This is a genomic window from Nakamurella sp., assembly GCF_044224575.1.
Lineage (GTDB): Bacteria > Actinomycetota > Actinomycetes > Mycobacteriales > Nakamurellaceae > Nakamurella.
Genome location: NZ_JBGAKE010000009.1, coordinates 142,723 through 166,402, shown reverse-complemented (window position 1 = coordinate 166,402; position 23,680 = coordinate 142,723). Strand labels below are relative to the sequence as shown.

Here is a 23,680-nt window from a genome sequence, read left to right as displayed (position 1 = left end):
CGATCAGCGCGAGCAGTCGACCGCGACCGACAGAGCGTCACACACCTGGCGCATTCGAGCATCGCTCAGCCGGCCGATTCGGTCGACCAGGACGGCCAGCGAGACACTCTCGACCGAATCGAGATTGATCGCCGAACGTCGTGGCACCGGGTCGTCCCCGGGCTCAAGCACCACCTCGCTGACGAGCCCGCGAATCGTCGTCGTGCACGGCGCGATCAATGCGCGTCCGTGCCGAGGGATCACCGCATCGCGCGAGAGAACGACGACCGGACGGCGACCGATCTCGGCCATCTCACACCACCACACCTCGCCGCGCGCGGGCATTGCGATCACGACGCGGCCGCAGCCCGCCGGAACGAGGCGAGGTCACCCCAATCATCCGGCTCGTCGAGTGGATGCTCGTCGTAAGCGGCATAGCTCGCGTCCACCTCGGCGGCGCGATGGCGAGCCAGCAGAGCTGCGAGCGCCTCGTCGACAATGGCGGCGTCGGTGACGTCCGACCGAATGCCGCGGGCGTGCGCAAGTAGGTCCGAATCCACCGTCGTGCTCAGTCGTGTGCGAGCCATGCCATCAGTATGCCACTCCGCGGACAGGACGTTCGGCGGGCAACGGCCTGAACGGACACCTCGACCGCGGATCGAAACACACCTTGCCGAATGTCGCCGACAACTGCCACGACAAGGCCCGATGCGATCGCGCGCGGCGTGCACTGCCAAACGTCAGTGCTGTAACCCACTCCTACCCTCACCCCCGATCCGAGAACCGTCGTCGACGCAGGGTGAGGTGGCCGGATGGACACGACGAACTGGTGTCGCTGTGCACCGGCCGCCCGGCATGCGCTTGCTGCGCGCCGGCAACGCGCCGCTCGTCCTTTCGGTGCTCGGCTCCGAACAACTTCTACTCGGACCCCGCAACGACAACTGATCTCGTTGCGGTCAGGGTCGCTGCGAGAGGGAGGGGCTCCGGGCGCGGGCCCGGCGCGTCAAGGAGGCACCACACCTGTGGGCATCGCCCAATCCAGGGTGACCGACTCGCATCCTCGATGTCGGTTCTTCGGTCGGACGTCGTCCGGGCCCGCACGACGAATGTACGCCGCGGATCGGGATGGATAGGCGCGGACCGGGCCGGATCAGCCAAGGCCCAGTGGGACGCGCAACCGGGCCGGACTCATCGTGCCCGGCCTGCCGTCGTCCTCCGGGAACGAGTCCAGCAGGGCGATCAGGTCGGGCCGACGGGTCGGGTCGTTCGCGCACTGGCGTGGCGTGTAACCGGCGAGCGCGGGGATCGGGTCGTCGAGCCAGGCCTTCTCGTACTGTGCGGTGAACTGCTCCACGGCCGCCGCGAGGGCCGGATCGGCAGCCGGGTCCAGAATCGCGTTCGGCGCCGCCGGCGTGCGTGCGGCGAGGCGCTTCATCGATGCGGGGTCGCCTGCGGGTTCACGGGTCTCATCCAGCACCGTGGCCGCGGGATCCAGGTTCCGTACCCGGGCCAGTAGGCGATCGAAACGGGCCTGGCTGTTCGCGTGGATGTGGAGTTCGTCGCCGTCGAGCTCGAGGCTTGCGCGGATCCGCTCCATGCCATGGGTGGTGACGTGCTCGAACAACCCGGGTTGTCGTCGGACCGGTCGTCGCGCCGGTCGTATTCCTGATCCAGCGCTTCACTCACCGCGACCGGATCAGTCAGCCGCAGGGTGGCTTCACACATCGCCAGCGATTCGCCCTCCGTGTTCCGCAACTGCGGCGGGGCGAACCGGCGGGACAGGAAGGCGACCAACTCGAACGGGTCGGGTGAGTCGTCGAGGAGGGCGATCAGTGCGTCGCGCTCGCCGATGGCCACCGGCTCCAGTCCGCCGAAGATCTGCATGGTCTCGGCCGCCGGAACGACCCGGGCGCAGTACAGCTGGCCCGCCCGCACCTGCCGGCTGACGGTCTCCTCGCGAACCTCGTGGACGTCGCCGGTGCGAAGGTCGCATCGTCATGCCGCGGCCGCGGCCGCGGCGGACGGAGACCACCTCATGCACCGACCGCTCGACGAGCAGCCACTGCTCGGCGAGCACCATCTCGTCGTCCGGCGGCACGTTGGCCCGACGGAGCAGGGCCAGCCCGCGCTCGGCGTCGCCTCGGTCGCCGGCGTACCGGGCCAGCGAGACCAGCGTCAACGGCCAGGACGGGTCAAGCGATTCGGCCTCGTTGAGGGTCTTCTCGGCCGACCTGATCTCGCCCAGCCGCTCGTGGGCGATGGCCTGTAGCCACCGCAACGCCGGTCGGGCCGGTCGCGGCGCCATCGGTTCTACGGTTTCGGCGAGTAGTCCGAGTGCTGCGGCCGCCCGCTTGTCGCCGGCCGTCTAGATCCGGATGGCGTCGGCGACGGCCGGCTCGGCCAGGAACTCCAGAATCGCGCCGACGGTCCTACGGTCGAAGGTGGGGAGGTGCCCGTTCGGCGCAGCGTGGCCGTCCGACCATGATTCGTCGATTTGATGGCGCAAGAATGCGCTATGATGGTTGCCAACGATGGGGGGCGATGATGACCGGATCACGGGGGCATCTCGACCGCGCCGCCGGCGCCCTGCTGGCGTCCGCGGCCGGCGACGCCTTGGGCGCAGGGTACGAGTTCACCCATCCCGGCCCGGACATCACGATCGGCATGATCGGCGGCGGCCCGTTCGACTGGGCGCCGGGGGAGTGGACCGACGACACGTCGATGACTCTGGCGGTCGCCCGGGTGACCGCGACGGGCGCCGACCTCAACACTGACGCGGGCCTGGACGCCGTCGCCGCCGGCTTCGTCGAGTGGTACGACTCGAACCCCAAGGACATCGGCAACCAGACCAGGGCGGTGCTCTCCGCCCGCGACCTCACCGCCGCTGTGATGACCGAGACGGCCAGTCGGATCAGCGGTCTCCGGGGCGGCAACGGATCCTTGATGCGCACCGCGGTCGTCGGTCTGGCCTATCTGGAGGACACCATGGACGCGGCCGCCGCCTGCGCGCGGGCGGCGGCCCGGGTCTCGGCACTCACCCACGACGACCGGCGGGCGACGCAGGCGTGTCAGATCTGGTCGCACGCGATCCGACACGCCGTGCTGCACGGCACCTTCGACGGCGTCCGCGGCTACCTGGACACGGTCGGCGGCGAGACCGCGCGTTTCTGGCGGCCGCTGCTCGATCAAGCTGAAAGTGGCTCTCCCCAGGACTTTCCGAAGAACGGGTGGGTGGTCCACGCTCTGCAGACCGCATGGTGGGCGATCACCCGCGCCCCGCACCAGGCCGATGCCCGCCACCTACCCGCCGCCCTGGAGCTTGCCGTCCGGGCCGGCGGCGACACCGACACCACCGCGGCGATCGCGGGGGCCCTGCTCGGCGCCCGGTGGGGGGCGGCGGCCGTGCCCACGGACTGGCGACGGCTGCTGCACGGATGGCCGGGCCTGACCGCCGACGATCTCGCCCGGCTCGCCGTCCTGACCGCGACGAACGGCGCGCCGGCCGCGGCGCGGGTGCCGGTGAACGCCGCCGCCGAGCTGGCCCGGTCCGCCCACGCGGGACAGCTCGACAAGGCCGGCGCTCCGTACATCGACCACCCGGCCCGAGTCGCCGCTCGGGTCCGCGCCGCCGCCGACGGTGACGACGCCGAAATCGTCGCGTGGCTGCACGACGTCGTCGAGGACACCGACGTCACCCTGGTCGCCATCGAAGGAGAATTCGGCCCGCGGATCGCCCGAGCGGTCGACGCGATGACCCGCCGCCCGGGCGAGGGCGACGGATACTACGAGCGGGTCGCGGCAGATCCCCTGGCGCTGTCCGTCAAACGGCACGACATCGCCGACAACACCGCCCCCGAACGAACCGCTCTGCTCGACCCGGCCACCCGGGAGCGGCTGGCGGCCAAGTACCGGCATGCCCGGCAGGTGCTGGACGAATCGGCTCGATGAGCGCGGCCGGACCTTCGGCGCACTTCACATCGGGGGCGGTAGCGTCCGGCCGGTGTGGCTCCCATTCCTGACCCCGGGCGGACGCGTCGGCCACCGTCGGATCGTCCGGTGACGGTCGACCGGCCCGAGTCGGGCGGCCTGACGCGACGACACCTGTTGGCGACGATCGGCGTCCTGGCGGCCGCGTCGGCCTGTACGCCGTCCGGCCCGGCGGACGCCACGGGCGCTGCCGCCGCGACCACCGCGGGGACCGTCACCGCCCCGGCCCTGACGACGACGGTCGAATCGACCAGCGCCGCGCCGACATCGTCGAGCGCGGACGGGTCGCCGGCGACGGTCGCTTCCTCGTCGACCGCCGCGCCGTCCGGTGGGCCCGCGGTGGAGGTCGCCAGGGGCAGCGGAGCCCGCCCCCAGGTGGCGCTGACGTTCCACGGTGCGGGTGACCCCGCCATCGCGCAGAACGTGCTGGATGTCCTGGGTTCGCGTCAGGCGCACGTCACCGTCATGGTCGTCGGAACCTGGCTGGCCGCGAACGCCGACCTGGCCGGCGTCATCGCCTCCGCCGGGCACGAACTGGGCAACCACACCTGGACGCATCCGGTTCTGGCCGACCTCGCCGAGGCCGATATTCAGGACGAGATCGACCGCTGTCGGGACCTTCTCGTTCAACTGACCGGCTCACCGGGGGTGTTCTTCCGCCAATCCAGCGCACAACACGCCACCGACCAGATCCGGCAGGTGGCCGGCCGCAGCGGATACTCCACGTGCCTGTCCTACGACATCGACTCCACCGACTGGACCGACCCCGGACCGCGGGCGATCCGGCAGGCCGTCGCCGCCGCCACGGCCGGTTCGGTGGTCAGCATGCACTTCGGCCACCCGGGCACCGTCGAAGCCTTGCCCGGCATCCTCGACGACCTGAGCGCCCGCGGGTTGACGCCGGTGACCGCCTCGACCCTGCTGGCCCCCTGACGGCGTCTTGGCGCATCCGGGACATCAGGCGGGTGGCGCGCTGCCGGTTCAAGAGGTCTGCCAGTGCACCACTCGGCTCCGATCCACGCTGGCGGCAACGGTCGTAGGGTTCCGTTGTGCCGGACATCCCGCCCCGTCCCGAACCGTTCACCGCCTCGGCCGACCCGGCCGCATTGGCCGACCTTCGGGCCCGGCTCCGGGCCACCCGGTGGCCGGACGCCCCGGAGGACGCCGGCTGGTCCCTGGGTGCCGAGGTGGATTACCTGCGCGAGTTGGTCGGCTACTGGGCCGACGGCTTCGACTGGCCGGCCCAGGAGGCGGCACTGAACCGGCTGCCCCGGTTCCGGATCACGCTCGACGGTCTGCGCATCCACCTCGTCCATGCCCGCGCGGCTGCCCCGGCCATGCCGGTGATCCTGGGTCACGGCTGGCCGGACTCGTTCTGGCGCTACACCAAGGTCATCCCGTTGCTGGTCGATCCGGGTGCGCACGGCGCCGACCCGGCCGACGCGTTCGACGTCGTCGTCCCCGACATGCCCGGGTACGGCTGGTCCGACCGCCCGCCCGGACCCCTGCTGAATTCGATCGACGTCGCCGGGTTGTGGGCGAAGCTGATGGACGCACTGGGATATCGGCGATTCGGGGCGGCCGGTGGCGACATCGGTAGCCACGTCGCCCGGTACCTGGCGTTGGACTTCCCGGACCGGGTGGTGGCCGTCCACCGCAGCGACGCCGGGGTCCCGGTGCCCATCGGCGACGGGGCGGACCTGGCCCCCGAGGAGCGGGATTGGTTCCGGACCGCCGCGTCCTGGGGTGCGGCCGAGGGAGCGTACGCGGCGATGCATCGATCCAAGCCGCAGACGGTGGCCGTCGGGCTCACCGATTCGCCGGCCGGGCTGGCCGCGTGGATGGTGGAAAAGCTCTGGGCGTGGAGCGACAACGATGGCGACATCGACCGCAGCTTCACCCGGGACGAGATCCTGACCAATCTGACGATCTACTGGCTGACCGGGACGATCGGCTCGTCGATGCGGATGTACCACGCGAACGCTGCCATCCCGGCCGCCCAACTCGCCCGCCGGGTGGCGGTGCCGTCCGGCTTCTCGCTGTTCCCCGGTGACCTGCTGCACCCGCCCCGGGCCTGGCTGGAGCGCACCACGAACGTCGTCCGGGTGACCGAACCACCCCGGGGCGGCCACTTTGCGGCGTTCGAGGAGCCCGAGCTGTACGCGCGGGAGCTGCGCGATTTCTTCCGGCCTTACCGCGCCGCGGTCGGCTGAGCCGGTCGGGCAGACTTCGCACATGGCGTACGACGAGGACATGGCCGCGCGGATCCGCGACATCCTGGCCCCGGAACGTGGGCTGTCCGAGAAGCGGATGTTCGGCGGGCTGGCGTTCCTGCTCGAGGGACACATGACGGTGGCCGTCAGCGGCCAGGGCGGGCTGTTGCTCCGGATCGATCCGTCCCGCGCCGACGAGCTGGTGGCCGGCCCGCACGTCGATCGGATGGTGATGCGCGGCCGGGAGATGAACGGCTGGCTCCTCGTCGCCCCGGCGGCCGTGGACACCGAGGAGCAGCTGACCGAATGGGTCGGGCTCGGCGTCGCCTTCGTGCGGACGCTGCCGCCCAAGTAGGCGAGGCACCCGCCCGCACCGCTGCGCCCGCACCGTTCCGCCGACCACACCGTCCCGCCGCCCGCGCTGCGCCACCGCCCACCCTTTCCGAGGGTGGGGGCGGCCGTACTTGACACAATGGTCGGGATCGGCCGACCATACGGGAATGCCAGACCAATCGGCGCCCGACTACGACCTGGCGGCCACCCTCGCATTGACCGAGCCGGCACAGTACCGCGCGCTGTTCGAGCCGACCCGCTCGCAGATCGTCAGCCTGCTGCTCGATCGGGCCGCGACCACCTCGGAACTGGCCCAAATCATAGAAAAGCCCAAGGGAACCATCGGGTTTCACCTGAAGGCGCTGGAGGCGGCCGGCCTCGTCCGGGTCGTTCGGACGCGGCGGGTGCGGGCGTTGGAGGCCAAGTACTACGGGCGGACCGCGCGGGTCTTCCTGTTCGAGCCGGTCGGGGAGGCGGCGGGGGCCGTCGCCGGGCAGTTCCGGCAGGCTGCGGACGAGGCCGCCGCGGTCCCCTCCGGCATCGACTTGCCGGTCAACGGCGGCGTCCGGTATGCGCGGATCCCCGCGAGCCGAGCCGAGGCCTGGTCCGACCGGGTGCACGCCATGCTCGACGAGTTCGATCGGGAACCGCGGGCCGGGGAGCAGACGTTCGGGCTGGTCGTCGGGATCTACCCGACGGACCGGCCCCGGCTGCCGGCCGGGTCGATCGAGAGCGACGACACCGCGGGCGAGCCGTGACCGGCCCAGCCGGGGTGCCGCCGCGGGGGGATCAGGTCTCCGCCACGCGCGTCGCGGGCACCGGCGCCTACCGCCGGCTGCTGGTGGCGACCGGAGCGGCCAACCTTGCGGACGGACTGCAGGTCGTCGCGGTGCCGTGGCTGGCGTCGGTGCTGACCCGGGACCCGGTGCAGATCGCTTTGGTCACCGCGGCCACCCGCATCCCCTGGCTGCTGTTCTCGCTCCCGGTGGGCGCGATCACCGACCGGTTCGACCGGCGGCGGCTCATCGCGTGGGCCGACACCGCGCGGACCGGGCTGCTGCTGGCCTTCGCCCTGCTGCTCGCGCTGACCGGCCCGGATGGCACCGGGAACCCCGCGCGAGCGGGGCTGCTGCTGGCCGGGTTGTACGTGCTTGCCCTGCTGGTCGGCCTCGCGGAAGTGATCAGCGATAACAGCTCTCAAACGCTGATCCCATCGATCGTGCCGCGCGAGCGGCTCGAGACGGCCAACGGCCGGCTCTGGGCGGTGGAGACCGTGGCGAACCAGTTCGTCGGGCCGCCCGTGGCCGGCCTGCTCCTCGCGGCCGGCATGGCCCTGCCGTTCTTCGTCAGCGCCGGGTCGTTCGCGCTGGCCGCCGCCATCGTCTTCACCATCGCCGGCCATTTCCGCGCGCCCGAAGGCGAGGGACCCCGGGCGGGCCTGCGGCGGGAGATCGGCGAGGGCTTTCGCTGGTTGTGGCGGCACCGGCTGCTCCGGTCCCTGGCGATCTCGCTGGGCGTGTTGAACGCGTGCAGCGCCCTGGCCACGGCGGTGCTCGTGCTGTTCGGCCAGGAGGTGGCCGGCCTGGATGCCGCCGCATTCGGCCTGCTGATGACCGGCTCGGCGATCGGCGCGGTCATCGGATCGTTCGTCGCACCCTGGCTGACCCGCCGGATCCGGTCGGGCACCGCGCTGGCGGTCAGCGTCGTCGTGATGGCGGTCGCCGAAGCCGCGTCGGGCCTGATGTCCGCTTTCTGGCCGTTGTGGTCCGCCACCCTGGTCGCCGGCGTGTTCATCGTGGTGTGGAACGTGATCACGGTGTCGTTGCGGCAGTCGCTGATTCCCGATCGGCTGCTCGGCCGGGTGAACTCGGTCTACCGGTTCTTCGGCTGGGGCACCATCGCCATCGGCACGCTGCTCGGCGGCTTGCTGGTCGCCGCGCTTGAACCCACAGTTGGCCGGGAGTGGGCGTTGCGGCTGCCGTTCCTGGTGTCCGGCGTCATCCAGGTCGTCCTGCTGGCCTGGGCCTGGCCCCGGATCGGCAACGCCCCGATCGACCGGGCCCGCGCGGCCGCCGCCTGACCGTCACCCGGGACGCGCGGGATTCCGCCTGCTGTTTGAGTTCTCGCAGACCATTGGGGAAGCCTGCTCGATCGTCATGTCGACCTTGAGCACCTTTGTTCGACGCGACGACACAACCACCGCGATCACGACGCCTCCCTGGTCTGCCGCTCCGCCGAGGTGGCCCGGAAGATCTCCTGCGCCGGCTGCACCTCGGCGGACGCCGGCCGGGCCTTCGCGCGGCTGCGCCCAGTGCGCAACCGGTCGCAGTGGGATCGTCCCCACCCGATGACCGGCTGGCCGGACGTGCTCGTGCAGCTGGTCGGCGACGGATGAGTCACCCGGCGAGCTCATCTCCGCGCGGCGAACCGGACAAATCCGGTTGACCGGACCACTGCCGGCGGCCACCCTGATGGTGGGACGGAGCCGACGCTGTCACCGGGCCACCTGAATTGCGATCCCACCATCCGCGGGAGGCCGGCGGTGACGATGTCGTACATGGCGCAGGGGTGCGGCGCCTGGCAGGTCGGGGCGGACCCCGGTCACGGGGCCGTGCGTTTCCGGGTGTTCTTTCCCGCCGGCTTCGACCCACACATCACATCCATCCGGGTGGCCGGGTCGTTCCAGTCGCAACTGGGCGGCGTCGACTGGGACTTCCTCGCCGGTCTTCTGCTCACCCGGGACGACGGCGACCCGGCCGGCACCTTCTGGACGGCGACGACCGCAGATCTGGCGGCGGGCTTTTACGAATACAAGTACCTGGTGACATTCGACAACGGTGAGGCGCGGATCGTCACCGACCCGTGCACCAGGTACGGCGGTCTTCGCGATGTGAACTCGGGCGTCGTCGTGGGCGGGAGCAGCCCGGCTGAGAACCTGGTGCGCCCACTGCCGGGTGGCCGCCGGCCGCTGGATGAGTTGACCGTCTACGAACTCATGATCGACGACTTCACCGCCGACTATCGGGGCGGCCGCGCTCCGCTGGACGCCGTCGTCGACCGCCTCGATCGGCTGGCCGACCTGGGTGTCGGGGCGATCCTGTTCATGCCCTGGACCGCCTGGCGCACCGAGCTTTTCGACTGGGGATACGAGCCGTTCCAGTTCTTCTCGGTGAGCGGCCGGTACGCGGACGCGCCCGGCCGGCCGACCGAAAAGCTCTCCTGGCTCAAGCAGCTGGTCAGCGCCTGCCACGACCGAAACCTGCACGTCATCATGGACGGCGTCTTCAACCACGTCAGCACCGCGTTCCCGTATCGCGAGCTGTATCGGGATCGCAACGACTGTCCCTACACGGCGGAGCCTTTCGGGGGCAGCTTTCCCGGCCTGCAGGACCTGGACTTCGGCAACACCTGCACCGGTGAGTTCATCCTCGACGTCTGTCACTACTGGATTGCCGCCTTCGGCATCGATGGAATCCGGTTCGACAACACGGTCAACTACTACGTCCCGGGAAACCCGCACGGCCTTCCCGAGATCCTGAACGATCTGGCCGGCCAGGGGCCGACGTTCTCGCTGACCCTGGAGCACATCGACATCTCGGCCGCCGCGCTGACCAATGACACCGCGGCCACCAGCTTCTGGGACAATTCGCTCTACGGGCGGACCTTCGACGACCTGTGGTCCGGCCGGCTCGGACCCGGACTGCTGGACGCATTGAACAACCGTCGGTTCCTGACGGCCGGGAAGGTGCCGACGCTGTACCTGAGCAATCACGATCACTCGCAGGTGGCCTGGCAGGCGGGGGCCCGCGCCAACGAGGGGGCGCCGGGCGGATGGTGGAAGGTCCAGCCCTACGTCATCGCCCTGTTCACCTCGACTGCGGTTCCGCTCGTGCCGAACGGTCAGGAGTTCGGCGAGGACCACTTCGTCCCGGAACAGGACCACAACACCGGGCGAAGGGTAATCAGCCGGCCGCTGCGGTGGAAGCTGACCACCGACCCGATCGGGCGCACCTTGACCGCCCTGCACCGGCGACTGGCCCACCTCCGCCGCGATCATCCGGCCCTGCGGTCGCCGCTGATGTGGCCGGACCGGGCCGATCCGAACGCCGACCGCTTCAACCCGGCCGGAGCCGGTGTCGATCTCGGCCGGCAGCTCGCCGTCTACCACCGGTGGGCGGAACTGGACGACGGTCGGATCGAGAACGTGGTGGTGATGTTGAACTTCTCGGACGACGCGCAGACCGCTGACGTGCCGTTCTCCCGGACGGGCCGCTGGACGGACCTACTCGCGGGATTCGACGGGTCCGACACCTACTGGGACGTCACCGTCACCGGTGCATCGGCGCCGGTGACCGTCAATTCGCACTGGGGGCGAGTCTTGCTCTACGCCCCCCTTGAGTAGAAAAGTACGACCGTGCTACGGTCTGCCCGTGAGTAAGGGCGCGGCCACCAAGGGGGCCATCCTCGACGAGGCGATCCGGGTGACCTCGCGGGACGGTTTCGCCGGGCTGACCGTCGGCTCGCTGGCCGAACGCACCGGAATGAGCAAGAGTGGCCTGTTCGCCCACTTCGGGTCGATGGACCGGTTGCAGTTGCAGGTGCTGGTGCGTGCGCAGGAGCGGTTCGTCGACTGCGTGGTGCGTCCCGCCCTCGCCACCTCCCGGGGCGAACCCCGGGTTCGGGCGGTGTTCGCCAACTGGCTGCACTGGGCCAGCGAGATCATGCCCGGTGGGTGCATTTTCGTCGGAGCCGCGGTCGAGCTGGACGAGCGGCCGGGGGAGCTGCGCGACGCGCTGGTCAGTGCCGAACGGGACTGGCTGGAAATGCTGGTCACGGTCGCCGGAACAGCCGTCGCCGACGGCGATTTCGACCCAGATCTGGACCTCGAGCAGTTCGCGTTCGAAGTGCACAGTCTCATGCTCGGCTACCACCACGCCAGCCGCCTGATGCACGACCCGCACGCCCTGACCCGGACCCGCCGGGCCTTCGACGCGCTGATCGAGCGAGCCCGCCCTTCCCACTGATCCCATCAGTTCCACCCCCCCGCGAGAGGCAGCGGCGATGAGCATCGCAGGCTCAAAAAAGCGCACGATCGTCCGTATTCATGACGCGGGATGTCGCGCCGGGTTCGCCGCCGCGGAGAAGTGTGCGCCCGCACTCGGCGGCCGCTACGCGGCCCGTCGATGGCTGACCGTACCGGCGGCTCCGGCGGCTCCGGCCGAGCCGGCCGGCGGCGAGGAGTTCGCCGTCCGGGTCGGTGACGGTGCGGTCCGCGGCACCAGCTACGGCACCGGGCCGGTCGTCTACCTGATGCACGGCTGGGGTGGGAGCGGCGCTCAGCTGTCGGTGTTCGTGAAGCCGCTGCGCCAGGCCGGATTCCGGGTCGTCCGATTCGACGCGCCGTCGCACGGTCGGTCCGATCCGGGTGCCTGCGGGCGTGGCCGGACGCACGGCGTCGAGTTCGCCGCGGCACTCGCCGCCGTCATGCGGCGGTTCGGACCGGCTGACACGGTGATCGCACATTCCATGGGCGTGCTGCCGTCACTGTTGGTGCAGCGGAGCGGACTTCCGGTGGGGCGGCTGGCGCTGATCGCCCCGGTCCAGGACCTGGACGGACATCTCGATCGATTCGCCGCCCTGGTCGGCATGGGCCCGCGGACTCGGCGGGCCATGAACGACCGGATCGCCGGCCTGATCGGAGAGCCGGTGGTGGGCATGGACGTTCGCCGCCTGGCCGAATACGCCGGGTCGATCCCGCTGCTCGTCGTGCACGATCGTGGGGACCGGGAGACCTGGTACGCGCACTCGGTCGAGCTGACCGAGCGCTGGTCCGGGCCGGTCACCTTGATCACCACCGAGGGCCTGGGTCATCGACGGATCGTCGCCGATGCTGTGGTCGTGGACCAGGTGGCCGATTTCGTCGGGCTCGCCGCTGATCGGTCCGCCCGATCCGAGTGGACCGCAGCCTGACCCCTCATTGGGCCGCCGCGACCCGCAACGCCCGGTACAGCAGCCGCTGATCGCCCAGCCGGCGACGCAGCTCGCGCTCCAGACCGGCGATGGGGTAGAGGTTCTGCGGGGCCCGGGTGTCCTTGTACTCGGCCGAGGCGAACCGGGGGAGCACCGCCTGGGTCAGGGTCGCCAGCTCGATGACGCCGGCGACCGGCAGGTCGGGGGCGCATTCGATCCGCACGATGCCGGCCCAGGGCGCGCCCGGGGCGCCCGGCAGCCGCAGGTACCAGGAGTACCGGGCCCAGCCGTCGCCGATCCGGAACACCGGGGTCCGCTCGCCCGCCTGGAGCCGTCCGACCTGGGCGTGCAGGTCGGGCGGGAGGTACGCACTGTGGTGGCTCTTGATGTAGCCGATCGCGCGGGGCAGCGCGGTCCGGCCGCTGAGCGGACCGTCGACCACCAGCAGGTCGTCGTCGTCCGGAGCGGTGGCCCGGGCGCCCGCCGCGACCTCGAGCTCGATCTCGGCCAGCTGGTTCTGCAGGGCGCGGGACAGTGCAGCGGCCAACGGTTGCTGGGGCCGACGCTCGGCGAGATGGGCGGTGTACGTCCCGGCCGAGGTTCGGATGGACTCCGCGTGCTCGGCGACGGTGAAGAGTCCACGCAGCGCCCGTGAGCGTTCCAGATGGGCCCGAACGCCCGTGCAGCACACGACGCCCGCGGCGTAGGACGCGCAGATCGCCTCAGTGGCGGTCGATGCCGGCGCGGTGCCGGTAAGCAGATCCGGCGGGTCGTCGATCCAGGCCCGGGCCTCGATCCGGCGCACCCCGTCGACGAACAGCACCCGGCCCGGCGGTACCGGCGGCGCCGCCGGGCGGACCGGCCCCCAGTCGGCGACCGCCCGCTCCACCTCCAGCCGCACATTGGCGGCGGCGGCGTCCAGCTCATCGTCGACCTCGAACGTGCTGCCGTAGCCCGGATCCCAGCCGTCGACGGCGAAGCGCATCACGTCGGCGCCCCGGGCCGGCCGTTCGCCGGATGCGCCACCGGTTGCGAGGTCATAGCGCCTCCCGCTCGATCGACGATGTCCGGGAGTCGCGTCGCACCCGGAACCGGACCGGGATCCGGTCGGCCAGGCCGCCGACGTGGGTGACGACGCCGACCATCCGGTCGCCCTGGGCGAGGTTCTCCAAGGTGGCCGCCACCACCTCCAGGGTCGCCTCGTCCAGGGTGCCGAAGCCCTCGTCGAGGAAGATCGAGTCCAGCCGGGCCGCACCCTCGGCGGCCATGGACGACAGCTGGGTGCTCAGCGCCAGTGCGAGAGCCAGGCTGGCCTGGAAGGTCTCACCGCCGGACAGGGTGCGAACACTGCGGATGCTGTCGGCGTCGGCGTGGTCGACGACCATGAACTCGCCGTCCCGGTGGGTGAGTTCGAACTGCCCGCCGGACAGCTCGGACAGCCGCTTCGAGGCGTCGATGACCAGCGTGTCGAGCGCGGCCGACTCCAGCCACTCGGGGAACTGGTTGCTCCGCAACAGGTTGCCGAGCATCTTGGCGACCTGCTGATCGTCCCGGGCCTTGGTGAGGTCCTGCTCGACGGACCTCGCTCGGGCTCGTCGCTCGGTCACCCGATCGCGGTCGGCCACGGCCCGGGCCAGCGCAGCGGCAGCGGCCGCGGGCGCGGCATCGGCCAGGTCGTCGCCGGCGACCGCGTCGATCTCGATGCCGAGCGCGGAGAACTCGTCGGTGAGGTGCTTGGCCGCCTCGTCCCGGTGTCGCGTCGCTACGGTGACCGCGTCCTGCGCGTCGGGGACCGCGGCGCCTCGCGCCCGTGCAGCCGCGCCGGCCCAGGCGGACAGCGTCGTCCAGGCCGTCCGGACCGAACCCTCGGGCAGGTCGGGGGCACCGAGGCCGATCAGCCCGTCGCGGACGGAGCGGAGCGCCCGCCAGGCCTGGCCCACCTCCGCGGTCGACGACTCGAGCGCGGCGACCGCCGTCGTCCGCGCCGCACCGGCCGCGGCCAGCGCACGGTCGGAATCCCTGACCGCTGCGGTGATGTCGTCGATCTGGCGCAGCTGTGCAGTGGCCTGCTCGACGGTGGGCGCCTGCGCCAGATCGCCAGTCAGTTCGGCCCGCCGCGACTGCAACCCGTCGAGCTCCGCGCGGGCCCGCTCGACCGCGCCGGTCGCGGTGTTGACGGCTCGGCCGGCCGTGATGGCGCGCTCGTCGGCCGACACGAACGCGTCGCGGGCCCGGTCGAACGATTCCTTCGCAGCGTCGCAGGCGAGTCGGGTGGCGTGCTGTTCGGATCGGGCGACGTCGGCGTGGTCGCGCGCCCAGGTCGCCAGCGCGGTCCACCCGGCGAGCAGTTCGGTCTCGTCGAGCGTCGGCGCGCCGAGGGCGACGAGCGGATCGCGGGCGTCGCGCAGGGCGGCGCGGGCCGATGCCGCTTCGGCGTGCAGCTGCCCGGCCGCGGCGACCGCCCGGTCGTGCTCACTGCGCCGGGTGCGGGCCTGCGCCGACGCGGCGCGCAGCGCCGCCTCCAGCCCATCGATGTCGGCCAGCGACTGCCGCAGGGCGGCGGGGTCGCGGGGGCGGTCGGCGAGCCGGTCGCGCAGCGCCGTGACGTGTTGCCGGGCCGCGACGAGCTTGGTGGCTGCCTGCGTTTCGGCGGCGGACGCCTTCGCGTGCGCCGCCCGTGCCTCGGTGACCTTGGCGTCCCACCCGCGCACCGCCTCGTCGGCCGCGGCGAGGGCCGGGGCCCGGAGCGCAGCCGGCAGCGTGGCCACCGGCTGATCGCAGACCGGGCAGGCCGCGCCGGCCACCAGTTCGGACCGCAGCCCGGCGGCCCGGTGGGCGATCGACGCGTGCTCGCGGGCGACCCGAGCACCGTCGCGCTCGCGGTTGGCCTCCTCGAGGTCGCGTTCGGCGGCGCGCAAGCCATCCGTGGCCCGGGTGTGCTGCCGCTCCAGCGGCACCACCTGATCCTGCGCCGCGGCCAACTCGTCGACGAGCCGCAGCGACTCCTCGACCGGCCCGCGGGGCGGGGCGGAGGCGACCGCGTCCTGTGCGACCGACTCCCGTTCCTGCGCGGCCGCGACCGCCGCGGCGGTTGCGGTGACCGCCTGCGCGGCGGCCGATGTCCGGCTCGCCAACTCGACCAGCCCGGCCGGCACGGTGACCGCGTCCAGCAACCCGATCTCGACGGCGGCCCGCGCCACCGTAGCGGTCAGGTCGGCCACCGAGCCACGGGCGATGTCGCGCACCGACCGGGCCTGCTCGAGGGCCGTGGCGGCGGCGGCACTCTCCCGGTCGGCGGCGGTCAACCGCTCGGCGGCCTGCCGGGCGGCCTGCTCCGCCTCGGGCAGGGCGCCGCTGACGCGGGCCAGTTCGGCGTGGTCGCGCAGGGCCCGGTCCAGCGGGCCGCGGTCGGGGGCGGCGGCCAGCCGTTCGCGCGCCGTCCGGTCGTCCCGCCGCGCGGACGCCTCGGCGGCGTCGGCCTCGGCCAGCGCCCGAGCGGCCGCGGTGTGCGCGGCGTCCAGGTCGTTGACGTCGTCGGGGACGATGATCGCCGCCAGGGCGGCCTGCTCGGCCACGAGGCCGGCCAGGTGTTCCTGCGCGGCCTCCAGTTCCCGGCCGGCGGATCGCAGCCGCGGAACCTCCTGCCGGACCTTCCCGTCCAGGGCCCGGAGTGCCAATTCCCGTTGTCTCGCAACGTGTTCTGCTTCGTCGGTGGCGTCGGCCAGGTCGCCGAGCTGTTCGGCGAGCAAATCGACGCGTTGTCCGGCCAGGCCCGCCCGGGTGTTGGCCCGCTGCCCGATGTCGGCGTAGAGGCCCGCCCCGAGCAGCTTGAGCAGGATCATCCGGCGTTCGGCGGGTTTGGCCCGCAGAAAGTCGGCGAACTCGCCCTGCGGCAGGACCACGCACTGGCAGAAGTGCTCGTAGGGCAGGCCGAGCAGCTTCTCGATCGCCGGCGTGACCCCGCTGTCGGCGGCGATCGACTCGATCTCGTCTTCGATCCCGCCGGCCGCGGTCGGATCGATGAGCCGGTCCAGGCGGGCGTTGCGCACGTGTACGCCGGCCTTGGTGCGGCGCAGTTCGCGGGCGACGATGTATCGCTCGTCGCCGACGTCGAAGACCAGCGCCACCTTGCCCTGGTTGGCGGTCGGAGCCAGCCCGTACATCACCATGCTGCGGTGGTTCCACCGCGGCACCGTCCCGTAGAGGGCGAAGGTGAGCGCGTCGATGACCGTCGACTTGCCCGACCCGGTCGCCCCGACCAGGACGAAGAAGTCGGCGTCGGTGAAGTCGACGACGGCCTCGTCACGGAAGGCGGCGAAGCCGTTCATGTCCAGGCGTACCGGTCGCATGGCTGATCCTCACTCCCGTCCGACGCTCGTGACCTCGTCGTGCAGCCGCTCGAACAGGGCCTGTACCTTCGGGTCGGCCACGTTCCGGGCGGTGCAGAAGTCGGCGAACAGCTCGGCGGGGGAGCGGTCGCGATGATCGGTGGTCGGCTGCCGTTCGGCGATCGAGACGGCGAACTCGGGGTCGATCCGGACCTCCAACGCGTTCGGCAGCGCGTCCGTGACCTCCTCGCGCAGCCCGGCCCGGGCCGGTTCGCGGATGTACACGCGCAGGTAGTCGTCACCGAATTCCTCGGCGCGGGCGACGATCTCGTCCACCGTTCCGTGCACGGTGCGCAACCGCCGGCCGGCCGTGACGGCCAGGTCGGTGATTCTCGCCGGAGTGCTGGGCGACGCCTGCACCAGACACACGACGGGGATGTTGTCCTGCTCGCCGAAGTCCACCGCGAACGGCGACCCGCTGTACACCACGGGGGCGGGCGCCGGCAGAGTCTGCCGCCGGTGCAGATGGCCGAGCGCGACGTAGTGCACGTCGGCCGGGAATGCGGCCGCCGGCACGTGATACTCGAAGATCGACTGCGCCTGCCGTTCGCCGCCGCCGAAGGCACCGCCGACCACCGTGAGGTGGGCCATCATGACGTTGACCGCACCCGGAGTGAACGAGGCCGCCAGCGCGTCGATCACCTCACGCACCATCGCGTCGTAGTCGCGGGACATCTCGGCCGGGGTGGACGCGACCAGTTGGGCGGCCTTGACCGCGTACCGCTGGGACAGGAACGGCAGCACGGCGACGTTGACCCGCTCACCGGTGGAACGGGCGTCGAAGCTGACCACACCGCCCTTTCCGGCGCTGCGCACCCGGCCGGCCAGGGTGATGTCGACCGCGTCCATCAGCGGCCGGTAGGCGTCGAAAGTGGCGGCGTTGTCGTGGTTCCCGGCGATCGCAATGACCTTGGCGCCGGTGTCCCGGAGCGCCAGCAGGGCCTGCACGACCAATTGCTGCGCGTCGGGGGAGGGTGCGGCCGTGTCGTACAGGTCGCCGGCGATCAGCACCGCGTCGACGTCGTGCTCGCGGGCGTGCCCGATGATCTGGCCGAGCACGGCGCGTTGCTCGTCGAGCCGGCTGCGGCCCTTGAGGGTCTTGCCGACGTGCCAGTCGGCGGTGTGCAGGAACTTCATGTCTGGTGTCCTCAGAACGGCGGCGGATCGTCGTCAGGCAGCCGGCTGAACGCCGGCGCGGTGGGCCGGGTGGCCGGCGCGGGAGGCGGGGTACCGCATTCGGACTGGCGGGTGGCCCAGGCCGGGAAGGGGAACTCGACGGCCAGTGGCACCGGGATCTCCGGTTGCGAGACGAACATCGTCCCGGGCTTGGCCAGGGTCGCCCGGGTCCGTTGGCTGGGCGGCAGGAACCCGTACTCGGGCCGGCCGGCCTCGGCCGCGTCGAGCCGGCCGACCACCCGGATGCTCGAGTTGGACACGATGCGGCGCTCCACCTCGCTGGCGGTCTGCTGTGCGCCGATCAGGATGATGCCCAGGCTGCGGCCGCGTTCGGCGATGTCCAGCAGCACGTCCTTGATCGGGCTGTTGCCCTCCCGCGGCGCGTACTTGTTCAGCTCGTCGATCATGGTGAACAGCAGGCCGCCGGGGCCCGCCGCCTCCTTGCGGGTGGTCTCCGCGGCGAGCACGACGCCGACCACGAACCGTTGCGCCCGCTCCCGCAAGTTGTGCAGGTCGACGACGGTGACCTGCTGATTGGTGGTATCGATGCGCCGCCGGCCGGTGTCCGGCAGGTCGGCGCGGATCAGGGCGCGGAGCGGGGCGAGGGAGGAGGTGAGCCGGCGGATGAACGCGTTGATGGTGCCGGCGCCGGTGACCGGGCCGGCCCATTCCGGGCGGGTGGCGTCCTCGGTGAGCCGGGCGATGATGACGTCCACCAGTTCGGAGTAGGTGCGGCAGGTGCTCATGCCGATCTTGACCGCGCCGTCCTGGCCGATCGGTTCGGCCTCCCGGCGCAGCCGGGCCGCGACCTGGTGGATCACCATCGTGTATTGGTGTCGCTCGTCCTCGGCGTCGGTGAACACGAACGGCAGCAGCTCGCCGGCGCAGAACTCCTGCAGGGTCCACCAGAAGGCCTCGACGCCGCTGGTCCGGCCGGTGATGTGCGGCCGGCCGGTGGGATCGTCGGGAGTGGGCGGGGAGAAGAAGCCGACCGAGGCGAACGGCTCGGCGGGCAGCCCGACGGCGGCGTATCTGCCGCGCAGGTCGTCGTCCAGGCGGATGTTGGCGTGGTCCAGGAACAGCAGATCCTCGCCCTTGACCGAGAACACCAGCGCCTTGGTGTTGGTGGTCCGGCGACCGAGCACCGCGGAGCGGAACAGCGAGTGCAACAGGAACAGGGCGTAGCTGGTCTTGGTCGCGACGCCGGAGATGCCGCTGATGGAGATGTGCGCGCCCCGGGCGCCGTCGACGAAGTCGAGATTGACGTACATCGGTGAGCCGTCGCGGGCGGTGCCGACCGGGAGCTTGCGCTCCATCCGGTCGAAATACAAAGCCTGGTCACGGCTTTCGCCGACAGCCCGGAATGCCGGTTCGCCGGGGAGGGGTGGCACATAGCACTCGGGTTCGACCCGGGTGGTGGTGATCTCCGCGGTCTCCTGGATCCGGGCGGGGAGCACGCCCTCGCTGATCAGGAAGACGTCGGAGCCGAAGCTGGCTCCCTCGTGCCGGGCTTGCACCTCGGTGACCACCCCGGCCAACAGCACCTCGCCGACGCCGGGCACCTCGCGCCGGGTCGTGACCACGTCGTCCAGCTGCAGGTAGTCCCCCTCCTGCAGCGCGACGTGCCACTGCAGCGGGGTGGCGTCCTCGGTGCCCAGCACCCGGCCGATCGGCTCGCCCGCGGCCGCGGTGCCGGACGCAGGTTCGGACACGCCCCCTCCTTCGCTCGCGCCGGCCGTGTGGTCGGTCGTCAGCGAGTATGTACCGAGGGTCTGACCGAGCCCTTCAGGCGGGCGGCGAAACTCCGGCTCGGACAGGTCCACCAATTCAGATGCGCCACCGGTCCGGTTTGCGCGACCATGCCGTTCTGTGACCTGGCGGGAGAGGCTTCGGGCGCTGCGGATCGATGTTCGGCCGCTGCGCACATCCCGCGACTTCCGCCTGCTGTTCCTGGCCGGCACCGCTTTCTATCTCGGGGGGATGGTCGGCTACGTCGCCATCCCGTTCCAGGTCTATGCGCTCACCGACTCCAACCTCGCGGTCGGAGCCGTCGGTCTGGTCGAACTGGGGCCGCTGGTGGTCTTCGGTCTGTACGGCGGGGCCCTGGCCGACCATGTCGACCGGCGGCGGTTGCTGATCTGGACCGGGGTCGCGCAGGCGCTGCTGACGGCCGTGCTCGCGGTCAACGCGTTTGCCCGGGAGCCCGCCCTCTGGCTGATCTTCACCCTGGCCGCGCTGCTCGCCGCGGCCGGCGCGTTGCAGCGGCCGAGTCGCGCGGCGCTGCTGCCCCGCACGGTCCGGCATGACGAGATCCCGGCGGCCGCCGCGCTGTCGGCGTTCGGGATGCAGGTCGGGATGCTGGTCGGCCCGGCTGTCGGTGGCCTGCTGATCGCGTTCGTCGGCGTCGGCTGGTGCTTCGCGGTCGAAGTGGTGGGCCTGGCGGTCGCGACGGCGATGTTCGTGCTGCTGCGGCCATACCCGCACACGGTCGAGACGACCCCACCGAGCCTTCGCGCCATCGCCGAGGGCTGGCGCTACGCCGTGGGCCGTCGCGACCTGCTCGGCACCTACCTGGTCGACATCGCGGCGATGGTGCTGGCGTTCCCGGTCGTGCTCTTCCCCGCGCTGGCCGACGACGTCTTCGAGCACCCGCAGCTGTTGGGCCTGCTGTACTCCGCGGAGACCGTCGGCGCGCTATTGGCCACCGCACTCTCCGGCTGGACCGCTCGGGTGCACCGGCACGGCCGGGCCGTCGTGCTGTCGGCGGCCTGCTACGGCCTGTTCATCGGCCTGGTCGGGTTGGCACCCACGATCTGGATCGCCCTCGGGTTCCTGGTGCTGGCCGGTGCGGCCGACATGCTCTCCGGAGTCTTCCGCGAGACCGTATGGAACCAGACCATTCCCGAACAGATGCGGGGCCGGCTCGCCGGCATCGAGATGCTGTCCTACTCGCTCGGACCGATCTGCGGGCAGGTGCGGGCCGGCCTGGTGGCGGATCTGTGGTCGGTGCGTGGATCGATCGTCAGCGGCGGGTTCGCCTGTGTGGCCGGTGTCGCCATGACCGCGACGGTGCTGCGCGACTTCTGGCGCTACGACGCCCGGACCGACGAGCACATGGTCGCCGAACGGCGGCACCGCACTGCCGACGGGGAGTGACCCGGCTTTCCCGTACGGCGACCGAGCCGGCACGCGCCGCGGCGGGAACGGTCGGCGCGGACGCACTGTCAGATCGATGGTGAACCATGTCGGCGACGGGGCCACCAGAACGACGACCGGGGAGAACGGACATGACCGGCCGAACCTATCCACCCGGAGTGACCAGCTGGATCGATACCGAGCAGCCCGATGTCGACGCGGCGGCCGCCTTCTACGGCGGCCTGTTCGGCTGGACGCTCACGGACGTCGTGCGGCCCGGGGCCCCTGGCCGGTATCTCATCGCCACCCTCGACGGGCAGGACATCGCCGGGATCGGCCCCGCCGCCGGAACGGACACCCGGTGGCACACCTACGTGGCGGTGGCCGAGGCCAACGAATCGGCGGCCGCGGTCGGTCCGCTGGGTGGGGAGGTGGTCGAGGGGCCGGTTGACGTCGGCCCCGCCGGCCGATGGGTCGCGGTACGGGACCCGCAGGGCGCGCCGTTCCGGCTCTGGCAGGCGGGACGCCGAACCGGCGCGCAACTGGCGAACGTGCCCGGTGCCTGCAACTTCAGTGACCTCTTGACGACCGACCGGGTCGGGGCGATGTCGTTCTACCAGGGGCTGTTCGGTTGGCGCATCGTCGACATGGCCATGGACGCCGGCACGATGATCCAGGTGCCGGGCTACGGCGACCACCTGGCGGCCACCACTGACCCGGGCATCCACAAGCGGCAGAAATCCGCGCCGCCCGGCTTCGCCGACGTCATCGGCAGCATCGTCGTCGACCCGGACGGCCCGCCCGTCTGGCGGGTGACGTTCACCGTCGCCGATCGGGACGACAGCGTCGCTGCCGCGGAAGGGCTCGGAGCGACCGTGCTGGAGTCCGGTGCGTCGGCCTGGACCAGGCACGCCCGGATCCGCGACCCGCAGGGCGCCGACCTGGTACTCAGCCAATTCGCCCCGCCGGACAGCGATTGGTGAATCGCCGTGCGGTGGTTCGCGGCCACTGACCGTGCACCGCCGGCCGCGCCGTGCGGCGGCCACCCGGGGCTACGACCGGCCATCTCCGGCGGCACACGTCCGGGCTCGGCGCCGAGCAGCGCCCCATGCTGAACGGCTCCGGAGACCGGTGCCGCCTCGAAGACCGCGATCGAGATCGTCAGGCCCGCCACCGCAGCCGACCGTCGACCCGAACCCGACCACGTCACGACCCACCCCAGGCACCGAGCCGGAGTTGACGCTACCCGGGGTGAGCGGGCGATGACAGGGTCGCGCAGTCGTCCGGCGGGCACCGGTGCCGGCTGTGCGCGGCGATGGCGGCTGCCACCTTCCGGGCTTGCCTGTCGACGACGGCGCGCGCCGGCGAGACGCCCGTGACGCGCGCAATGTTCCGCTGGTCCCTTTCCCCTGGGGGGCGATCAGGGTTGCGTCCCACTCAGCGGTACGAGCCGGTTGTTGAGACATGGACGGGCTGGGAAGGTGGTGACACCGGCCGATCCGGCGCGACGCACGCGCCACAAGTCGAGGAAGAGCCGATTTTTCGTCCGCCTGTCCAAGGCGAGCGAGTGGTACGTCCGGTCGGCCCACCCGCCCGGAGAACGAAGTGAATTCACGACGCAGCGCCGCGACACCGTCGCCCGCTGCCCCGAAGGCGGGAGAGATCAGTTGGCGGGGAATGCGACCGAGTCCGGACGTTCGGTGACCAGCAAGATCACGTCGATCCTGATGACCTTCACCGAGGGCAGCGAGCACTCGCTCACCGAGATCGCTCGACTGGCCGGATTGCCGGTGTCGACCGCACACCGGCTGACCTCCGAACTCGCCTCCCGCCGGCTGCTGGAGCGGACGAGCGACGGCCAGTACCGCGCCGGCCTGCCGCTGCGCACCATCGGCGGCACGGATGCCGCTCCGCCCAGCGTCGGCGAGCGCGCCCCGTATGTCCTGGAGGATCTCGCCGCGGTCACCAGGTGCCGGGCCCGGCTCGGCGTGCTGCGTGAGCTTGAGGTCGCCTACATCCAAAAGGAGCCCGGGCCACGGCCGGCCACCTCCTTCTCGGCCGCGGCCACGCTGCCGCTGCACGCCACCGCGCTTGGCCGGGTACTGCTCGCCTTCTCACCGCAACGGACGGTGGAGATGACCATCCTGCGCGGGCTGCGTCAGTACACCGCGCACACCGTGACTGCTCCGGTTCGGCTGCGTCGTGCGCTGGGGGTCACCCGGCTGACCCGGGTCGCCGTCGCCAAGTGGCAGCTGGAGCCCGGTGTCTGCGGCGTCGCGGTGCCCGTCTTCGGGTCGGGCGGGGAGGTGCTGGCCGCCATCGAGCTGTCGGTCCGTGACCTCGGCACCGACCTGCAGCCCATTCTGGGGCCGCTGTCCATCGCCGCGCGTAGCCTGTCCCGGGAGTTGGCCGGCGTCAGCGCCATCTCGACCCAGCCGACCGCAACCGACGAGCCGCGTCACCTGGTGGCGGTCGGCCACTGACCGGGCGACCCGCGAC

21 protein-coding genes are annotated in these 23,680 nt (G+C 71.6%); 12 read left to right on the top strand and 9 right to left on the bottom strand.

The features are described 5' to 3' along the window. Window positions 1–3: 3 nt before the first annotated feature. The 4 genes from ACILSK_RS12660 to ACILSK_RS12645 form a co-directional block, all read right to left on the bottom strand. The gene (locus ACILSK_RS12660) at window positions 4–333 is read right to left on the bottom strand and encodes a type II toxin-antitoxin system PemK/MazF family toxin (RefSeq protein ID WP_395727517.1); all 330 of its coding nucleotides are present in this window, start codon (window positions 331–333) and stop codon (window positions 4–6) included. After that, window positions 330–566 (bottom strand): DUF2191 domain-containing protein, encoded by a 237-nt coding sequence (locus tag ACILSK_RS12655; protein ID WP_395727516.1) that lies wholly within the window; start codon window positions 564–566, stop codon window positions 330–332. The genes ACILSK_RS12660 and ACILSK_RS12655 overlap by 4 nt, the downstream gene beginning before the upstream one ends. Window positions 567–1,129: 563 nt before the next feature. Then, window positions 1,130–1,603, bottom strand: coding sequence for a hypothetical protein (locus ACILSK_RS12650; RefSeq protein ID WP_395727515.1), 474 nt, complete (start codon window positions 1,601–1,603; stop codon window positions 1,130–1,132). Between the two features lie 741 nt (window positions 1,604–2,344). Next, window positions 2,345–2,485, bottom strand: a complete 141-nt coding sequence (locus ACILSK_RS12645) for a hypothetical protein (RefSeq protein WP_395727514.1) — start codon at window positions 2,483–2,485, stop codon at window positions 2,345–2,347. Between the two features lie 35 nt (window positions 2,486–2,520). Between ACILSK_RS12645 and ACILSK_RS12640 the strand changes: the two genes are divergently transcribed. The 6 genes from ACILSK_RS12640 to ACILSK_RS12610 all read left to right on the top strand — a co-directional run bounded on the left by ACILSK_RS12640 (window position 2,521) and on the right by ACILSK_RS12610 (window position 8,592). Continuing rightward, window positions 2,521–3,927, top strand: coding sequence for an ADP-ribosylglycohydrolase family protein (locus ACILSK_RS12640; protein WP_407077048.1), 1,407 nt, complete (start codon window positions 2,521–2,523; stop codon window positions 3,925–3,927). A 108-nt stretch (window positions 3,928–4,035) separates the two neighbouring features. Continuing rightward, on the top strand, window positions 4,036–4,899 hold the full coding sequence (locus ACILSK_RS12630; protein WP_395727513.1) for a polysaccharide deacetylase family protein: 864 nt from the start codon (window positions 4,036–4,038) through the stop codon (window positions 4,897–4,899). Window positions 4,900–5,015: 116 nt separating this feature from the next. Next, window positions 5,016–6,179 carry an epoxide hydrolase family protein gene (locus ACILSK_RS12625; RefSeq protein ID WP_395727512.1) on the top strand — a complete coding sequence of 388 codons (1,164 nt, stop codon included), beginning with the start codon at window positions 5,016–5,018 and terminating at the stop codon, window positions 6,177–6,179. Window positions 6,180–6,201: 22 nt separating this feature from the next. Further along, window positions 6,202–6,534 (top strand): TfoX/Sxy family protein, encoded by a 333-nt coding sequence (locus ACILSK_RS12620; RefSeq protein WP_395727511.1) that lies wholly within the window; start codon window positions 6,202–6,204, stop codon window positions 6,532–6,534. A gap of 145 nt (window positions 6,535–6,679) precedes the next feature. Continuing rightward, a complete protein-coding gene (locus tag ACILSK_RS12615) occupies window positions 6,680–7,270 on the top strand; it encodes an ArsR family transcriptional regulator (protein ID WP_395727510.1) in 591 nt (196 codons plus the stop codon). Continuing rightward, window positions 7,267–8,592: an MFS transporter gene (locus ACILSK_RS12610; RefSeq protein ID WP_395727509.1), complete on the top strand. Its 1,326-nt coding sequence runs from the start codon at window positions 7,267–7,269 to the stop codon at window positions 8,590–8,592. Before ACILSK_RS12615 ends, ACILSK_RS12610 begins: the two co-directional genes overlap by 4 nt. 125 nt (window positions 8,593–8,717) lie before the next feature. On the opposite strand, the gene ACILSK_RS12605 is transcribed toward ACILSK_RS12610, so the two are convergent. Continuing rightward, entirely contained in the window at window positions 8,718–8,912 is a 195-nt protein-coding gene (locus ACILSK_RS12605; RefSeq protein ID WP_395727508.1) for a hypothetical protein, read from the bottom strand. Between the two features lie 148 nt (window positions 8,913–9,060). Here ACILSK_RS12605 and ACILSK_RS12600 point away from each other — a divergent pair, with 148 nt between their 5' ends. Genes ACILSK_RS12600 through ACILSK_RS12590 form a run of 3 tightly spaced genes read left to right on the top strand, consistent with a single transcriptional unit; the run spans window position 9,061 to window position 12,482 of the window. Beyond that, window positions 9,061–10,914 (top strand): alpha-amylase family glycosyl hydrolase, encoded by a 1,854-nt coding sequence (locus ACILSK_RS12600; RefSeq protein ID WP_395727567.1) that lies wholly within the window; start codon window positions 9,061–9,063, stop codon window positions 10,912–10,914. A gap of 28 nt (window positions 10,915–10,942) precedes the next feature. Next, window positions 10,943–11,536 (top strand): TetR/AcrR family transcriptional regulator, encoded by a 594-nt coding sequence (locus ACILSK_RS12595; protein ID WP_395727507.1) that lies wholly within the window; start codon window positions 10,943–10,945, stop codon window positions 11,534–11,536. A 37-nt stretch (window positions 11,537–11,573) separates the two neighbouring features. Then, window positions 11,574–12,482, top strand: a complete 909-nt coding sequence (locus ACILSK_RS12590) for an alpha/beta hydrolase (RefSeq protein ID WP_395727506.1) — start codon at window positions 11,574–11,576, stop codon at window positions 12,480–12,482. A gap of 4 nt (window positions 12,483–12,486) precedes the next feature. Here the strand turns inward: ACILSK_RS12590 and ACILSK_RS12585 are convergent, their stop codons facing one another. From ACILSK_RS12585 to ACILSK_RS12570, 4 genes are read right to left on the bottom strand one after another with little or no spacing between them, the layout of a single operon-like run. Continuing rightward, the gene (locus ACILSK_RS12585; RefSeq protein WP_395727566.1) at window positions 12,487–13,467 is read right to left on the bottom strand and encodes a hypothetical protein; all 981 of its coding nucleotides are present in this window, start codon (window positions 13,465–13,467) and stop codon (window positions 12,487–12,489) included. 52 nt (window positions 13,468–13,519) lie between these two features. Then, window positions 13,520–16,831, bottom strand: coding sequence for an AAA family ATPase (locus tag ACILSK_RS12580; RefSeq protein WP_395727505.1), 3,312 nt, complete (start codon window positions 16,829–16,831; stop codon window positions 13,520–13,522). A 9-nt stretch (window positions 16,832–16,840) separates the two neighbouring features. Further along, window positions 16,841–18,007: an exonuclease SbcCD subunit D gene (locus tag ACILSK_RS12575; RefSeq protein WP_395727504.1), complete on the bottom strand. Its 1,167-nt coding sequence runs from the start codon at window positions 18,005–18,007 to the stop codon at window positions 16,841–16,843. An 11-nt stretch (window positions 18,008–18,018) separates the two neighbouring features. Further along, complete coding sequence (locus tag ACILSK_RS12570; RefSeq protein WP_395727503.1) at window positions 18,019–19,758, bottom strand: ATP-binding protein; 1,740 nt, start codon at window positions 19,756–19,758, stop codon at window positions 18,019–18,021. A gap of 157 nt (window positions 19,759–19,915) precedes the next feature. Here ACILSK_RS12570 and ACILSK_RS12565 point away from each other — a divergent pair, with 157 nt between their 5' ends. The 3 genes from ACILSK_RS12565 to ACILSK_RS12555 all read left to right on the top strand — a co-directional run bounded on the left by ACILSK_RS12565 (window position 19,916) and on the right by ACILSK_RS12555 (window position 23,664). Further along, on the top strand, window positions 19,916–21,202 hold the full coding sequence (locus ACILSK_RS12565) for an MFS transporter (RefSeq protein ID WP_395727502.1): 1,287 nt from the start codon (window positions 19,916–19,918) through the stop codon (window positions 21,200–21,202). Between the two features lie 131 nt (window positions 21,203–21,333). Continuing rightward, on the top strand, window positions 21,334–22,164 hold the full coding sequence (locus ACILSK_RS12560) for a VOC family protein (RefSeq protein ID WP_395727501.1): 831 nt from the start codon (window positions 21,334–21,336) through the stop codon (window positions 22,162–22,164). A gap of 717 nt (window positions 22,165–22,881) precedes the next feature. After that, entirely contained in the window at window positions 22,882–23,664 is a 783-nt protein-coding gene (locus ACILSK_RS12555; protein ID WP_395727500.1) for an IclR family transcriptional regulator, read from the top strand. Window positions 23,665–23,680: the final 16 nt, after the last annotated feature.